The organism is Xenophilus sp. Marseille-Q4582 (assembly GCF_916700565.1).
Taxonomy (GTDB): domain Bacteria; phylum Pseudomonadota; class Gammaproteobacteria; order Burkholderiales; family Burkholderiaceae_C; genus Xenophilus.
In genome coordinates, this window is record NZ_CAKAKO010000002.1 from 1,089,887 (window position 1) to 1,105,150 (window position 15,264).

Annotated in this window: 13 protein-coding genes; 10 read left to right on the forward strand and 3 right to left on the reverse strand. The window is 68.9% G+C overall.

Going from position 1 to position 15,264, the window contains the following annotated elements; genetic code table 11:
* Positions 1–20 precede the first annotated feature (20 nt).
* Both LG388_RS10420 and otnI read left to right on the forward strand, forming a co-directional pair.
* Positions 21–716 carry an aldolase gene (locus LG388_RS10420; protein WP_225782724.1) on the forward strand — a complete coding sequence of 232 codons (696 nt, stop codon included), beginning with the start codon at positions 21–23 and terminating at the stop codon, positions 714–716.
* Between the two features lie 39 nt (positions 717–755).
* Entirely contained in the window at positions 756–1,556 is an 801-nt protein-coding gene (gene otnI, locus LG388_RS10425) for a 2-oxo-tetronate isomerase (protein ID WP_225782725.1), read from the forward strand.
* A gap of 143 nt (positions 1,557–1,699) precedes the next feature.
* Here the strand turns inward: otnI and LG388_RS10430 are convergent, their stop codons facing one another.
* Together LG388_RS10430 and LG388_RS10435 are read right to left on the reverse strand one after the other, a co-directional pair.
* Positions 1,700–2,548 (reverse strand): 3-hydroxybutyryl-CoA dehydrogenase, encoded by an 849-nt coding sequence (locus LG388_RS10430; RefSeq protein ID WP_225782726.1) that lies wholly within the window; start codon positions 2,546–2,548, stop codon positions 1,700–1,702.
* Between the two features lie 129 nt (positions 2,549–2,677).
* Positions 2,678–4,336 carry a hypothetical protein gene (locus LG388_RS10435; protein ID WP_225782727.1) on the reverse strand — a complete coding sequence of 553 codons (1,659 nt, stop codon included), beginning with the start codon at positions 4,334–4,336 and terminating at the stop codon, positions 2,678–2,680.
* A 325-nt stretch (positions 4,337–4,661) separates the two neighbouring features.
* On the opposite strand from LG388_RS10435, the gene LG388_RS10440 reads away from it, so the two are divergent.
* The 8 genes from LG388_RS10440 (at position 4,662) to LG388_RS10475 (ending at position 14,397) form a co-directional block, all read left to right on the forward strand.
* Positions 4,662–5,468: an AraC family transcriptional regulator gene (locus tag LG388_RS10440; RefSeq protein WP_225782728.1), complete on the forward strand. Its 807-nt coding sequence runs from the start codon at positions 4,662–4,664 to the stop codon at positions 5,466–5,468.
* A 111-nt stretch (positions 5,469–5,579) separates the two neighbouring features.
* Positions 5,580–6,455: a branched-chain amino acid ABC transporter permease gene (locus tag LG388_RS10445; protein WP_225782729.1), complete on the forward strand. Its 876-nt coding sequence runs from the start codon at positions 5,580–5,582 to the stop codon at positions 6,453–6,455.
* A 32-nt stretch (positions 6,456–6,487) separates the two neighbouring features.
* Positions 6,488–7,564, forward strand: coding sequence for a branched-chain amino acid ABC transporter permease (locus tag LG388_RS10450; protein ID WP_225782730.1), 1,077 nt, complete (start codon positions 6,488–6,490; stop codon positions 7,562–7,564).
* Positions 7,561–8,373, forward strand: coding sequence for an ABC transporter ATP-binding protein (locus LG388_RS10455; RefSeq protein ID WP_225782731.1), 813 nt, complete (start codon positions 7,561–7,563; stop codon positions 8,371–8,373). The genes LG388_RS10450 and LG388_RS10455 overlap by 4 nt, the downstream gene beginning before the upstream one ends.
* Positions 8,374–8,962: 589 nt before the next feature.
* Complete coding sequence (locus tag LG388_RS10460) at positions 8,963–9,736, forward strand: ABC transporter ATP-binding protein (RefSeq protein ID WP_225782732.1); 774 nt, start codon at positions 8,963–8,965, stop codon at positions 9,734–9,736.
* A 78-nt stretch (positions 9,737–9,814) separates the two neighbouring features.
* The gene (locus LG388_RS10465; RefSeq protein WP_225782733.1) at positions 9,815–11,770 is read left to right on the forward strand and encodes a long-chain fatty acid--CoA ligase; all 1,956 of its coding nucleotides are present in this window, start codon (positions 9,815–9,817) and stop codon (positions 11,768–11,770) included.
* 145 nt (positions 11,771–11,915) lie between these two features.
* Positions 11,916–13,076 (forward strand): ABC transporter substrate-binding protein, encoded by a 1,161-nt coding sequence (locus LG388_RS10470; RefSeq protein WP_370630127.1) that lies wholly within the window; start codon positions 11,916–11,918, stop codon positions 13,074–13,076.
* Between the two features lie 322 nt (positions 13,077–13,398).
* On the forward strand, positions 13,399–14,397 hold the full coding sequence (locus LG388_RS10475) for a tripartite tricarboxylate transporter substrate binding protein (protein WP_225782734.1): 999 nt from the start codon (positions 13,399–13,401) through the stop codon (positions 14,395–14,397).
* A gap of 96 nt (positions 14,398–14,493) precedes the next feature.
* On the opposite strand, the gene LG388_RS10480 is transcribed toward LG388_RS10475, so the two are convergent.
* The coding region (locus tag LG388_RS10480; RefSeq protein ID WP_225782735.1) for an alpha/beta hydrolase at positions 14,494–15,264 on the reverse strand (771 nt) is incomplete at its 5' end.

The following is a 15,264-nucleotide window of genomic DNA, read 5'->3' on the forward strand; positions in this document are numbered from 1 at the left end:
ACGCCATGGCAGCTCTGCCCATGACCGAAACCCAAGCCCGCGACGAGATCTGCCGCGTCGGCCGCAGCCTGTTCGAGCGCGGCTATGTGCATGCCACGGCCGGCAACATCAGCGTGCGGATGGCCGACGGCTTCCTGATCACGCCCACCGACGCCTGCCTGGGCACGCTGGACCCGGCCCGGCTCGCCCGGCTGGATGCGCAGGGCCGGCAGCTGTCCGGCGACAAGGGCAGCAAGACCCTCGCGCTGCACCGCCGCATCTACGAAGCCACGGCCGCCGCGGGCCATGCCGCGGCCTGCGTGATCCACACGCACAGCACGCAGCTGGTGGCTTGCTCGCTGCAGGCCGACAGTGCAGCCCGTGCGGCCGGCGGCGCCTTGCCCGACGACGCCGAACTGCTGCCGCCCATCACGCCCTACTTCGTGATGAAGGTGGGCCGCGTGCCGCACATCGCCTACCGCCGCCCGGGCGACCCGGCCGCCGCCGAGGCCGTGGCCCAGGCCATCGCGCGCCATGCCGCGCAGGGCCGCCGCCTGCAGGCCGTGATGCTCGCGCGCCTGGGCCCCAACGTCTGGCACGACACGCCCGCCGCCGCCATGACCGTGCTCGAAGAGCTGGAAGAGACCGCGCACCTGCACCGGCTGCAGCCCGCGCTCGCACCGCTGACCGAGGCGCAGATCGAAGAACTGCGTCAGGTCTTCGGCGCCAGCTGGTGACCCCACCACTGACCCACTGATTGCCCCCAGGAGACCCGCATGCCCCGTTTTGCCGCCAACCTGAGCATGCTCTACAACGAGCATGACTTCCTCGACCGCTTCGCTGCCGCTGCGAAGGACGGTTTCACCGGCGTGGAATACCTGTTTCCCTATGCCTTCGCGGCCGAGGACATCGCTCAGCGCCTGACGCAGCACGGCCTGCAGCAGGCCCTGTTCAACGCGCCGCCTGGCGACTGGGAGGCCGGCGAGCGCGGCATCGCCTGCCTGCCCGGCCGCGAGGCCGAGTTCGCCGAAGGCATTGCGAAGGCCCTGGCCTACGCGAAGACGCTGCAGTGCCCGCGCGTGCACGTGATGGCCGGCCTGCTGCCCGCCGGCCAGAGCCGCGAGGATGTGCGTGCCACCTACGTCGCCAACCTGCGCCTGGCCGCGCGCGAAGCGGCGAAGCAGGGCGTGGACATCCTGATCGAGCCCATCAACCTGCGCGACATGCCCGGCTACTTCCTGAACCTGCAGGGCCAGGCGCATGCGCTGGTGCAGGAGATCGGTGAGTCCAACGTCAAGGTGCAGTTCGACCTGTACCACGCGCAGATCATGGAAGGCGACCTGGCGATGAAGCTGCGCCAGTACCTGCCCACGGGCCGCGTCGGCCACCTCCAGATCGCGGGCGTGCCGCAACGCCACGAGCCCGACCTGGGCGAGCTGAACCATCCCTTCCTTTTCGCCGAGCTGGACGCGCTGGGCTACGACGGCTGGATCGGCTGCGAGTACCGGCCGCAGCGCGGCGCGGTGCCGGGTGGCACCACCGACGGGCTGGGTTGGGCGCGCGAATGGTTGAAATAGAAGCGCCGCCCCAGGCGGCTTGGCCGCCCCTCCATTCTCTCGCCTGCGGCGGGAGGGCGCACCCGGCAAAGCCAGGTCCTCGGGTGCCCTGAGGGCTTTGGGGTATGGACTTCCACACGCCGTGAGGAAGTCCAAACGGGGGGTCAGTATTTGTACACGCCGCGGCCGGTCTTGCGGCCCAGCTGGCCGGCGGCCACCATTTCGGCCAGCAGCGGGCAGGGGCGGTACTTGGAGTCGCCGAACTCTTCCAGGTAGACCTGCATCACGGCCAGGCACACGTCCAGGCCGATCATGTCGGCCAGGGCCAGCGGGCCGATGGGCTGGTTGCAGCCCAGCTTCATGCCGGCGTCGATGTCTTCCGGCGTCGCCAGGCCTTCGGCCAGCACGAAGAAGGCCTCGTTGATCATGGGCACGAGGATGCGGTTGACCACGAAGCCGGGCGCGTTCTTCACCGTGATGGGCGACTTGCCCAGCTTCAGCGACAGGGCCTTCACGGCGTCGTGCGTGGCGTCGCTGGTCAGGTAGCCGCGGATCAGCTCCACCAGCGCCATCATCGGCACCGGGTTGAAGAAGTGCATGCCGATGAAGCGGTCGGGGCGGCTCGTGGCCGCGGCCAGCTTGGTGATCGAGATCGACGAGGTGTTCGACGCGATGATCACTTCGGGCGGCAGCAGCGCCTCGACCTGCTGGAGGATCTTGAGCTTGAGCGCGTAGTTCTCGGTCGCGGCCTCGATGACCAGCTGCGCGCCCTTGAGGTCTTCGTAGTTCGTCGAGCCCTTGATCAGCGCGAGCGCGTCGGCCTTCTGCGCTTCGGTGAGCTTGTCCTTCTTGATCAGCCGGTCCAGGCTGCCCGAAACGGTGGCGATACCTTTGTCCACTGCGGCCTGCGCGATGTCGACCATGACCACGCGAATGCCCGAAACGGCGCAGGCCTGCGCGATGCCGTTGCCCATGGTGCCCGCACCGATGATGCCGACGGTCTGGATGTCCATTGAATTGCTCCTGAAAAAGGGAAAGAGAAGGGAGAAAAGCGATGGACGAATGCTAACGGCCCGCCGAGGGGCGGGCCGTCGCGTGTTCAACAGCGCGCCGGCGTCTCACGCTGCCGGCGCGACGTCCGGTCAGCGTGCCGGGCGGATGCGGTAGATCGCGTTGTTGCGGTCGGCCGAGACGTAGACACTGCCGTCCGCGCCCACCGCCACGCCGGTGGGCACATTGGGCGGCGGCAGTCCCGGGCTTCCCGCCAGGCCGATGGGCAGCTGCGCCGCGATGGTGCGGCGGCTGCCGTCGGCCGGGTTGATCTCCACCAGCCGCTGCGCACCCGCTTCCGCCACGACGAAGCTGCCCCAGGGCGTCTGCGCCAGGCCCTCGGGCATCTGCAGCCCCTGTGCCACCACGGCCGGCGCGCCGCCGGTCGCCGGCACGCGCAGCAGCCGGCCGGCGGCCTCGGTCACGTACACCGCGTCGTCGGCGCCCAGCACCATCTGCACCGGGCCCTGGATGCCGCTGGCCAGGATCTGCTGCTGCTCATGCTTGGGGCCGCTGAAGCGCGTGACGCTGCCGGTGCCGAGCTCGGCCACGATCACGCTGCCGTCGTCCATCGGAATGGCGTCATAGGGCGCCTTCAGGCCGTGGAGGATGGACGTGGTCTTGCGCGTGGCGCGGTCCACCAGCTGCACCGTGCCCGTGAACCAGGACGCGAGCGCGAACTGCGTCTTCGACAGGCCGACCGCGAAGGGGTACTCCAGCTCCGGCTCGCGCTGCATGCGGAAGATGTCGCTCACGGCCCCGCTGGCCAGGTCGACCTCGCGGAAGCCGAAGATGTCGGCCACCCACAGCTTGCCGCCCTCGGCCTTCAGGCCCGCCGGCACCGCCACCGCGCCGCCCGTGAGCCGGCGCGACTCGCCCGTGGCCGGGTTGAAGGCGTCCACCGCGTTGTTCGCCATGTTCGACACGTAGATCGTGCCGTCGGGCGCGATGGCCAGGTTGTCCAGCGAGGGCGTGAAGCGCTTGGCGACTGTCTTGCGGCCGGTCGCCAGTTCCACGCGGACCAGCTCGCCGGTGCGCGTGTCCACCACCCACAGGTGGCCCTTGCCGTCCAGGTTGGCCGCGGCCGGGATCTGGAAACCGTCGGCGATCACGGTCATCGCGCCATCGGCCGGGTTGATCTTCACCACCTGGCCCTTGAACCACAGCGGGCCGTAGAGCCAGCCGTCGGGACCCACCTCGAAGCCGTTGAAGCCGCCCATGTCCTTCTTGATCAGGCGCGGCGGCTTCTGGCCCGTGCGGTCGATCTCCCACAGCGCGTCGCCCAGGAAGACCTGCGAGGCGTAGAGCTTGCCGCTCTGGCGGTCGAAGTCCAGCGAGTTCAGGCCCGGCAGGTCCTTGGCCAGCACCTGCAGCGGCGCGCCGTCGCGCTCGCGGTAGCGCAGCATGCCCATCAGGTAGTTGGTCCAGGCCAGTTCGCCGCGCGGGCCGACGGCGATGTCGTCGGCCTGGCCCTCGGGCGCGGGCACGAACACGCGCGTGGCGCCGCTCTGGCGGTCCACTTCCCAGATGGCGTTGCCGACCACCGAGCCGGCCAGCAGCCGGCCGGACGCATCCACGGCCAGCCCGTGCACGCCGGCGAAGGACGAGGGCGCGACCAGCGTTTCGGGCGCGGACCAGGCGGCCGGCCGGGTGGGCGGCGCGCTGCTGCAGGCGGCCAGCAGCGCGCCGGCGGCCAGCACGAGCGAGGCACGGATCCAGGAAGGCGCACGGCGGCGCGAAGAAAGGGGCATGGCGGTCTCCGATGTTGTTGTGCGGGCCCGCAGTCTTGGGCGCGGTCGCGGCGCGGGCAATCACGCGCGGGACAGCGTGCCGGCCGTGCCTCGGCAGCCCCCGGCCGGCACCCGCTGCTAACCCTGAGTGCGGCAGCCAGTTTCCGCAAGCGCCGCGCCAGCGCCCCCTTCTACGCTGGCGGATAGGGGAAAGCCCCCTGCGACCCACCCTTACGTTTGCGCGGCCGCCTGACTACGATGCGCGCAACCGACGGGCTGGGGAGTGCGCCATGAGGCGCAGCCACGCGATGTGGACGACAACGGTACAGCACGGAGACAAGGCAGCATGCAGACGACCAGGGTGGTGCGCGCCGGCGGCGGCGAGCGCCTGATGTGGCTGACGGGCCAGCGCGTGTTCTATGCGGGCCTGCTGGGTTCGGTGGCCCTGCGCACTTCGGGCGGGTGGGCCATCTATGTCTCGCCCTCGGGCCTGCCCAACCGGGTGCGCCTGGGCGGCGGCGCGTGGCAGAGCGGCGAGTTGATCGTGGTGCCGCCCATGGTGCCGCACTGCATGGAAAGCCCGCAGCCGCTGATCCTGAACCTGGTGATCGAGCCCGAGTTCGTCGACCCGCACGCGCTGCCGCCGCTGCTGCGCCAGTGCGGCGTGGTGGACGACGCCGCCTTCGTGCGCCACGTGCGCGCCACGCATGCGCGGCTGCTCGCGGCCTCGGGCCGCCAGTGCTTCGGCGGCTTCGACTTCGACCGGCTGTTCTTCGGCGCGCCGCTGCCGGTGCGCGCGCTGGATGCGCGCATCCGCACCGTGGTCGAGCGCGTGAACGCGAACCCGGCCGAGTCGGTGTCGGCCGAGCAATGCGCGGCCGAAGTGAACCTGTCCTTCTCGCGCTTCCTGCACCTGTTCAAGGCGCAGACGGGGATGACCTTCCGCGCCTTCCGCGCCTGGAAGCGCGCGCGCAGCGTGCTGCGCTACGTGCGCGACGCGGCCAGCCTCACCGACATCGCGCTCAGCGCCGGCTACCCCGATTCCACGCATTTCAGCCACTCGATCCGCCAGTTCTACGGCCTCAAGCCCAGCGACATCGTGGCGGGTTCGCGGCGGCTGGCGCTGCACCACGCCGGCCGCGCCGTGCTGTGAAGGAGTCGGCGGTTTTCGTCGCTTCCGACGAAGCCGCAAGCCGGCCCGCTCCCTAGACTGCCTCGCCAACCGACGGTCCCCCTCAGTCGCGCCACTTCGCAGAGGTCCTTCTTGCAAATCCTTCAACTGCTGCTGTCCGGCATCGCCCAAGGCTGCATCTACGGCCTCATCGCGCTGGGCTTCGTGCTGATCTACAAGGCGACCGAGACCGTGAGCTTCGCGCAGGGCGATCTCATGATGCTGGGCGCCTTCGCGGCCTTCGCCGGCATGACGCTCTTCGGCCTGCCCTTCTGGCTGGCGGCGGCACTGGCGGTGGCGGCGCTGGTGGCCTTCGGCGCGCTGCTCGAACTGGCGGTGATCCGGCCCATCCTGGGGCAGCCGCAGTTCTCCATCGTCATGCTCACCATCGGCGTCGGGTACGTGGTGCGCGGGCTCATCACCATGGTGCCAGGCATCGGCACCGAAACGCACACGCTGGCCGTGCCCTACAAGGACGAGGTGTGGAACGTGGGCGGCCTGGTGGTCAACGCACCGCAGGCGGTGGTGATCGGCGCCACGGCGGCGCTGTGCCTGCTGCTCTATGTCATGTTCCGCTACAGCAAGCTGGGCATCGCGATGCAGGCCAGCTCGCAGAACCAGCTGGCGGCCTACTACATGGGCATTCCGGTCAAGCGGCTCAACGGGCTGGTGTGGGGGCTGGCGGCGGCGGTGGCCACGGTGGCAGGCATCCTCTTGGCGCCCATCACCTTCGTGCATGCCAACATGGGCTTCATCGGGCTCAAGGCCTTTCCGGCGGCCGTGGTGGGGGGCTTCGGCAGCCTGCCGGGCGCCATCGTGGGCGGGCTGATCATCGGCGTGGTGGAGTCCTTCGCGGGCTTTTACCTGCCCGACGGCTTCAAGGACACGGCCCCCTACATCGTGGTGCTGCTGATGCTCATGATCAAGCCCAACGGCCTGTTCGGCGAGAAGCTGCGCAAGAAGGTCTGACAAGAAGAACAAGAACCCCAGGAAGGCCATCGATGCGTTTCATCTTCAAGACCTCCTACGCGCAGGACATCCAGCTGGCCAAGCACGGCGGCCACCGCTTCTGGTATTCGCTGCTGGGCCTGGCGCTGCTGGCCGCGCCCTGGCTCGTGGACGAGTACTGGCTCGCGCAGCTGACTTTCGTGCTGATCTACAGCGTGGTGGGCCTGGGGCTGATGCTGTTGGCTGGCTTCACGGGGCAGTTCTCCATCGGGCATGCGGCCTTCCTGGGCACCGGGGCCTACACGCAGGCCGTGCTGGTCAACTTGGGCGTGCCCTTTCCGCTGGCGCTGGCGGCGGCGGCGGCGCTGTCGGCCGCCGTGGGCGTGGTGGTGGCGCTGCCGGCGCTGCGTGTGAAGGGCATCTACCTGGGCATCGCCACGCTGGCCTTCGGCTTCATCGTCGAAGAGGTGTTCGCGCGCTGGGAGCGCGTGACGGGTGGCAACGCCGGCCTGCATGTGCATCCGCCCACGCTCTTCGGCTTCGACCTGGGAAGCGGCGCGCCTTTCTATTTCGTGTGCCTGGTGGTGGCGGTGCTGTGCACGCTGGGCCTCCTGAACCTGCTGCGCGCGCCCACCGGCCGGGCCTTCGTCGCCATCCGGGATTCGGAGATCTCGGCCCAGAGCATGGGCATTCACCTGGCGCGCTACAAGACGCTGTCCTTCGCCATCTCGGCCGCGCTCGCGGGGCTGGGTGGCGCGCTGTACGCGCACAAGATCAGCTTTCTCTCGCCCGACCAGTTCAGCATCCTGCAGTCCATCGACCTGCTGCTGCTGGTGGTGATCGGCGGGCTGGGTTCGGTGCATGGCGCCTTCCTGGGCGCGATCTTCATCATCACCATGCCGCAGCTCATCGCGCTGAGCAAGGACTGGCTGCCCGAGGCCATCGGCCAGGCGCCGGGGCTGCAGGGGCTGGTGTACGGGGCGGTGCTGATCGCCTTCGTGCTCTTCGAGCCCCTGGGCCTGTACGGTCGCTGGCTCAAGATCCGCACCTGGCTGCAGCTCTTTCCCTTCTACCGCCGCGGCATGTTCAAGCGGCAGAAGTCCTTCACCAAGTCGGACCGGCTCAGATGAACAACGAGCTTCTTCTTTCGGCCAGCGAGCTGAGCGTGCGCTTCGGCGGCGTGCTGGCCGTGAACAAGGTCAGCTTCGACGTGCGGCGCGGCGAGGTGTTCACGCTGATCGGCCCCAACGGCGCGGGCAAGACCACGGTCTTCAACCTGATCAGCCGCATCTACCAGCCCACCACGGGCCAGATCACCTGGCATGGGGACGCGTCGCCACTCACGCTGACGAGCCAGCCCCCGCATGCCATCGCGGCGCTGGGGATTGCGCGCACCTTCCAGAACATCGAGCTGTTCGAGCATGCGACGGTGCTGCACAACCTGCTGATCGGCCGCCACACGCACCGGCGCACGGGCTTCTGGCGCGAGGTCTTCTTCACGCCCGCCACGCGTGCGGCCGAGATCGCCGCGCGCGAGAAGGCCGAGCAGGTGATCGACCTGCTGGACCTGCAGCACCACCGCGACTCGATGGTGGCGGGCCTGCCCTATGGCGTGCGCAAGGTGGTGGAACTGGCGCGCGCGCTGTGCACCGAGCCCAAGCTGCTGCTGCTGGACGAGCCGTCTTCCGGCCTCAATGTGGAAGAGACAGCCGACATGGCCTTCTGGATCCAGGACATCCAGCACGAGCTGGGCATTTCGGTGCTGATGGTGGAGCACGACATGAGCCTGGTGTCCAAGGTGTCGGACCGCGTGCTGGCCATGAACCAGGGGGAGGTGCTGGCCATGGGCACCGCGCGCGAGGTGCAGAACGATGCGCGCGTGATCGAGGCCTATCTGGGGACGGTGGAGGATGTGAGCAGCTTGCGGAGGGCGGCGTGAGGTGCAGCGATCGCTCGGTGCTGGACGCTTTGCGTCCTTGGCAGAGGCCCCCCGGCCTCGGGTGCGGGCCGGCCGACCCTGGCGCGCCGGTCCCCTGCGGGGACTGCCCTGCGATGCTCGCGCAACCGGCGCATCGCAGAACTCGCTGCATTCGCTGCGTTCATTCCGCTCAGACAGCTGCCGCGAGTCAGTTCACGAAGCACGCCTGTCCTTCGGCAGGCGTGCGGCCGGCCGCGCTGTGCTTCTCGGCGGCGCACAAGGGATCGGCCGGCCCGCACCCCAGTCCGGGCTCCAAGGTGGCATCCACCGTCACGTCTTCTGGGGCGCCAGCACTCGATGCGCCATGCTTGGGCGCGACGTTTGCACGATGCCTGGTGGCTCACGCCGGGCTGCGAATCGGCACGGCCGAGCAGCGCAGCCGGGCGGGGAAAAAGAAGGACGCATGTTTGAGCGAAGCGAGTTTGCGTCCTTCCCCCGGCCGGCGAGCAGCGCAGGGAAGTCGCCGCAGGCGACCCGTGACGTCTGAGCAGCCCGGCGTGAGCTGCCAGGCATCCGGGCGCATCGGATTGTTTGACGAGGGCCGCAACCGATGACTGCAGAAATCCTCCAACTCCTCAACGTCGAAAGCGCCTACGGCCCGATCAAGGCGATCCGCGGCGTGAGCCTCAAGGTGCGGCAGGGCGAGATCGCCACCGTGCTGGGCAGCAACGGCGCGGGCAAGACGACCATCCTCAAGACCATCTCCGGCATCATCGATCCGCGCAAGGGATCGGTGCAGTTCAAGGGCATGGACATCACGGCCAAGGACCCGGCCTTCATCGTGCAGCAGGGCCTGTCGCACGTGCCCGAGGGCCGCGAGGTGTTCCCGCTGCTGTCAGTGAAAGACAACCTCGTCATGGGCGCCTACACCCGGCAGGACCGCGACGGCGTCGCGCGCGACATGGAAACCGTGTTCGGCTACTTCCCCATCCTGCGCGAGCGTGCGGGGCAGGACGCCGGGCTGCTGTCGGGCGGCCAGCAGCAGATGCTGGCCATCTCGCGCGCCATCATGGCCGCGCCGCAGCTCATCCTGCTCGACGAGCCTTCGCTGGGCCTGTCGCCCAAGCTCACCAAGGAAATCTTCGAGATCGTGGTGCGCATCAACCGCGAGCGCGGCACCACCATCCTGCTGGTGGAGCAGAACGCCAACATGGCGCTCAACGCCGCCGACTACGGCTACGTGCTCGAGAACGGCCGCATCGTCATGGAAGACCGCTGCGACCGCCTGCGCGAGAAGGACGACATCAAGGAGTTCTACCTGGGGATGAAGGACGACGGCGTGCGCGGCGAGCGGCGCTGGAAGAAGAAAAAGACCTGGCGCTGAACCGCGCCGGCCCCGTCCGCCCGCCGAACCCATTGCGAACCCGGCTGCGCCCCCGCACCCACCGAAGGAAGCCTGCCCATGCGCGCTGACACCGAGAGCCCCGCCGCCACGCCTGCCGCCGCAGCGGCCCGCGCTACGCCGCCGGACGCCGGACGCTCCGCGGCCCGCGCGCCCGAAGGCCTGTGGGACCTGGCCCACCTGCAGCCGCGCACCGACATCGTCGTGCCCGGCGACACCCTGCCCGCCGTTTTCTGGCATGCGGCCGAACAGCGGGCCGACCGCGTATGGATGCGGCAGAAGGAGCTGGGCATCTGGCGGAGCTGGACCTGGCGCCAGACCGCCGAGGCCGTGCGCGAGATCGCCGCGGGCCTGCTCGCGCTGGGCTTCGCGCGCGGCGAATGCGCGTCCATCCTGTCCAACACCGTCGTCGAATGGGTGCTGTGCGACCTGGCCGTGCTCAGCTGCAACGGCGTGGCCAACGGCATCTACCCCACCGATGCCGCCTCGCAGGTGCACTACCTGTGCGAGGACTCGCGCACCACCGTGCTCTTCGTGGAAGACGAGGAACAGCTGGACAAGGCGCTGGAAGTGCGCGCCCGGCTGCCCCTGCTGCGCAAGGTCATCGTCTTCGACATGGAAGGGCTGCGCGCGCTGCGCGACCCGGACGTGATGAGCCTGGCGGCGCTGCGCGAGCTGGGCCGCGCCCAGATGCAGGCGCAGGCGCCGGAGCTGGCGCGGCGCATCGCCGGCACGCGGCCCGAGGACCTGGCCATCCTGGTCTACACCTCTGGCACCACGGGCAAACCCAAGGGCGCCATGCACAGCCATGGCGGGCTGGTGTACGCCATGCGCGGCTACAACACGTTGATGGCGCAGACCGAGCAGGACGAGCGCATGTGCTTCCTGCCGCTGTGCCACATCGCCGAGCGCATGGGCGGCGAGTATTCGGCCATGTACACGGGCGCGGTGCTCAACTTCGTCGAGAACCCCGAGACCGTGCCCGAGAACGTGCGCGAGATCGCGCCGACCGTGTTCACCGCCGTGCCGCGCGTGTGGGAGAAGTTCTACTCGGGCGTGATGATCGCGCTCAAGGAAGCCAGCGGCGTGCAGCAGGCGGCCTACCAGTGGGCCATCGGCGTGGGGCAGCAGATCGCCGAGCGCGTGCTGGCGGGCCAACCGGTGGATGCGGGCCTGCGCTTTCGCTTCAGGCTCGCGCGCTGGCTGGCGCTGGACAACGTGCGCAAGATGATCGGCATCCACCGCGCGCGCTTCCTCGTCACCGGCGCCGCGCCCATCTCGCCCGAACTCGTGCGCTGGTACCTGGCGCTGGGCGTGCCCATGCTCGAGGTGTGGGGCATGACCGAGACCGCGGGCGCGGCCACGGCCATTCCGGCCGGGCGCATCAAGCCCGGCTCCATCGGGCCGGCGGCGGGCTTCAACGAAGTGCGGCTCGATCCGGCCACGGGCGAGATCCTCGTGCGCGGGCCCAATGTGTTCATGGGCTACCTGAACCTGCCCGAGAAGACCGCCGAAGCCATCGACGCCGACGGCTGGCTGCACACGGGCGACGTGGGTCAGGTGGACGAGGACGGGTATTTCCGCATCACCGACCGCATGAAGGACATCATCATCACGGCGGGCGGCAAAAACATCACGCCCAGCGAACTGGAGAACGAACTCAAGTTCAGCCCCTACGTCACCGACGCGGTGGTGATCGGCGACGCCAGGCCCTACCTGACGGTGATCATCATGATCGACCAGGAAAACGTCGAGAAGTACGCACAGGACCATGACGTGCCCTTCAGCAACTATGCCAGCCTCACGCGCGCGCAGGAGGTGCAGGACCTGATCCAGGACGAGATCGACCGCGTGAACGCCAAGTTCGCGCGCGTGGAGCAGATCAAGAAGTTCTTCCTGCTCGACACCCAGCTCTCGGCCGAGGACGAAGAACTCACGCCCACCATGAAGCTCAAGCGCAAGCTCGTGCAGACCAAGTACGCCGCGCAGATCGATCAGATGTACCCGAAGGCATGAATCTTCCTACTGCGCGGCCCGATGCTGCGCCTGCGGTCCTCGCCGTACGAGAGTACGGCTGCGGTCCTCGACGCAGCCTCGGGCCGCTCGCTACGGAATCTTCACGCCTTCGGTCGCGCCAGATGATTCAACGAAGGAGACAGCCATGACTGCAAAGAGAATGATCGCCCTGGCCGCGATGGCCTTGACCAGCCCCATGCTCCTGGCCCAGCAGGGCGTGAGCAAGGACGAGATCCGCATCGGGACCATCCAGGACCTGTCGGGCCCGCTGGCCGGCTTCGGCAAGCAGGCGCGCAACGGCATGCAGCTGCGCGTGGACGAGATCAACGAGCAGGGCGGCATCAATGGCCGCAAGCTCAGGCTCTATGTGGAGGACTCGGGCTACGACCCGAAGAAGGCCGTGCTCGCGGCGCAGAAGCTGGTCAACCAGGACAAGATCTTCATCATGGCCGGGCACATCGGCACGGCGCAGAACATGGCCGCGATGCCGGTGCAGTTCAGCAAGAACGTCATCAACTTCCTGCCGATCACGGCCGCGCGCGAGATGTACGAGCCGCACCACCGGCTCAAGTACTCCTTCGCCGCCACCTATTACGACCAGATCCGGCTGGCGCTGCCCACCCTGATCAAGGAGAAGAACGCCAAGAAGGTCTGCACCATCTACCAGGACGACGAGTTCGGCCTGGAGGTGCAGCGTGGCGCCGAGGCGGCGCTGAAGGCCGTGAACATGGAGCTGGCGGAGAAGACCAGCTTCAAGCGCGGCGCCACCGACTTCAGCTCCCAGGTGGCGCGCATGAAGGCCGCCAACTGCGACCTGGTCGTGCTGGGCACCATCATCCGCGAGACCATCGGCACCATCGGCGAGGCGCGCAAGACCGGCTTCAATCCCACCTTCCTGGGCTCCAGCGCGGCGTACACCGACCTGATCCACAAGCTGGGCGGCAAGGCCATGGACGGCCTGTACGCGACCATGACGGTGCAGAACCCCTACACCGACGAGCAGAACGACAAGATCCGCTTCTGGGCCAACAAGTACAAGACCAAGTTCAACGAGGACCCCACGGTGTTCTCGGTGTACGGCTACTCGATCATCGACACCTTCGCCCAGGCGGCGCAGAAGGCCGGAGCCGGGCTGAGCACGGACAGCTTCGTCAAGATCATGGACGCAAGCACCTTCGAGCCCGACATGTTCGGCTCGCCCAAGATGACCTACACCGCCACCAAGCGCCTGGGCAACGACCAGTCGCGCCTGTCGCAGATCGTGGACGGCAAGTGGAAGGTGGTGTCGGGCTACATCACGCCGTAAAAAAGAGGGGCACCCCCAGGCCGCTTCGCGGCTCCCCCCTCTGCTGCGCGAGAGGGGCGCACCCTGCGGCTTGGCAGAGCCAGTTCCGCGGATGCCCTGAGGGCTTCGCTGCGCTTGCCGGCTGGGGTGGGAAAGGGACGGCTGGTCGCGGGTGCTGTGGCCGTGATGGCAAGGGCGGGCGGCAGGCCTGGGGACATTGCCAGGGAGCGGGGGCGCCGGCATCAGGCACACTTCGGCCCGCTGTTGCGGTGCGCGCCTGGCGCGCATGGGCCTCGGGCCGCCGCACTTTCTCCGCCCCATCCCCAGAGACAAGGTACCCGTCATGACCCTTTCCCGCCGTCGCCTGATGGCCGCCGTGCCCGCCGCTGCCGTGGCCGGCCTCTCTTCCGGCATCGCCGTGCCCGCCTTCGCGCAGGACAACTGGCCCGCCAAGCCCGTGCGCCTGATCGTGCCCTTCCCGCCCGGGGGCGGCACCGACATCCTGTCGCGCCTGATCGCCACCCAGCTCGCCGAGGCCACGAAGTGGACCGTGGTGCCCGACAACCGCGCCGGCGCGGGCGGCACCATCGGCATCGCCGAGGCGGCGCGCGCCCAGCCCACGGGCTACGACCTGGTGATGGGCCAGAAGGACAACATGGTCGTCGCGCCCTGGCTTTACAAGAAGCTGAGCTACGACCCGGTGAAGGACTTCGTGGCCGTCGCGCACGTGGCCTACACGCCGGTGGTCATCGTCACGCGCACCGAATCGAAGTTCAAGACGCTCAAGGATGTGGTGGAAGCCGCCAAGGCCGCGCCCGACAGCGTGACCTACGGCTCGCCCGGCAACGGCACCACCATCCACCTGGCCGGAGAGATCTTCAACAGCACGGCCGGCATCAAGATGCGCCACGTGCCCTACAAGGGCAGCAACCCGGCCATGATGGACGTGCTGGCCGGCAACGTGGACCTGATGGTGTCCTCGCTGCCTTCGGCCATCGGCCAGCTCAAGTCCGGCAAGCTGCGGGCGCTGGCCGTCACCTCGGCCCGGCGCAGCACTTCCATGCCCGACATCCCCACCGTGGCCGAACAGGGCTTCGGCAAGGATTTCGACGTCAGCACCTGGTACGGCATCTTCGCGCCCGCGGGCACCCCGGCGGCCGTGGTCAACCGCGTGAACGCCGAGGTGAACAAGCTGCTGGCGCGCGCCGACGTGCAGGCCGCCATCCATGAGCAGGGCGCCGAGTTCCAGGCCCTGAGCACCGAAGCCTTCGGCACGCTGCTCAGGACCGACGTGCAGAAGTGGAAGGGCATCGTCCAGGCCTCGGGCGCGACCATCGAGTGACGAGACCCTGCGCCGTGGACCGGGCGGTGCCGGCCAGGGCGCGAGGCGCACGCCGGCGGGCCGCCGCCGCCGCCGGGGCAGGCCACCCGGGTGTGGTCAGAGAAAGCGTTCGAGGGCCGCGTCGAACGCCAGCGGGTCCATGCCCAGATGGCCCGCAGGGAAACCCTCCGTGATCAGGTTCAGCTTCGGGTAGTTGCGCGCGCGCAGCCGCAGGCCGAAGTTCTGCACCGCCTGCTGGTTGCTCGGTGCCGAGCTGCCATGGGTGAGGTACAGCGTGGCGGGGATGCCGGTCTCGGCCCGGCGCGCGTACACGCGCTCTTCCAGCGCATCGATCGCCGAGCCGTAGTTGCTGTGGAAGGCGCCGTCCGAGGACAGGTAGTGGCTGAACTGCGGCGGGCCGTCCAGCGCTTCGAGCAGCATCGCGATCACCACGAAGGAGCCGCCGAGCGACAGGCCCGACAGCATGCGCACCGCGGGGTCGGCGGCGTAGCGCGATTCCACCTGCGGCACCAGCTCCTCCACCAGGAACGCATGGTAGGCCTGCGCACCCGGCAGGTCGTAGTCGATGCCGCGCCGGGCGGTGTTGCCGATGCCGACCAGGATCGCCTCCTTGCCGGCCGCCGTCAGCAACGAGCGGAAGTTCTGGAAGCGCGTCTGCCCCTGCACGTACACCGCGTCCGCGTCCGTGACGTAGATTGTCGGGAAGAGGCGCTCATCGCCGGCGGCAACGGCAGGCAGGTACACCTCGATGGGGTAGGTCGTGCCGTTCGCGCGGGCGGCGAGGTCGAAGCGCTCGGTGCGTCCTGCGCCCGGGGCCGGCGGCGGTGCGGGAGGCGGCGGTGGGGGCGGCGTGCCGCCTCCCGCACC

Bases quoted from the DNA above. Each gene is read 5' to 3' on its own strand.
- LG388_RS10455 (WP_225782731.1), top strand. From the start codon at position 7,561: ATGAACAACGAGCTTCTTCTTTCGGCCAGCGAGCTGAGCGTGCGCTTC.
- LG388_RS10450 (WP_225782730.1), top strand. From the start codon at position 6,488: ATGCGTTTCATCTTCAAGACCTCCTACGCGCAGGACATCCAGCTGGCC.
- LG388_RS10430 (WP_225782726.1), bottom strand. From the start codon at position 2,548: ATGGACATCCAGACCGTCGGCATCATCGGTGCGGGCACCATGGGCAAC.
- LG388_RS10470 (WP_370630127.1), top strand. From the start codon at position 11,916: ATGACTGCAAAGAGAATGATCGCCCTGGCCGCGATGGCCTTGACCAGC.
- LG388_RS10440 (WP_225782728.1), top strand. From the start codon at position 4,662: ATGCAGACGACCAGGGTGGTGCGCGCCGGCGGCGGCGAGCGCCTGATG.
- LG388_RS10475 (WP_225782734.1), top strand. From the start codon at position 13,399: ATGACCCTTTCCCGCCGTCGCCTGATGGCCGCCGTGCCCGCCGCTGCC.
- LG388_RS10465 (WP_225782733.1), top strand. From the start codon at position 9,815: ATGCGCGCTGACACCGAGAGCCCCGCCGCCACGCCTGCCGCCGCAGCG.
- otnI (WP_225782725.1), top strand. From the start codon at position 756: ATGCCCCGTTTTGCCGCCAACCTGAGCATGCTCTACAACGAGCATGAC.
- LG388_RS10460 (WP_225782732.1), top strand. From the start codon at position 8,963: ATGACTGCAGAAATCCTCCAACTCCTCAACGTCGAAAGCGCCTACGGC.
- LG388_RS10420 (WP_225782724.1), top strand. From the start codon at position 21: ATGACCGAAACCCAAGCCCGCGACGAGATCTGCCGCGTCGGCCGCAGC.
- LG388_RS10435 (WP_225782727.1), bottom strand. From the start codon at position 4,336: ATGCCCCTTTCTTCGCGCCGCCGTGCGCCTTCCTGGATCCGTGCCTCG.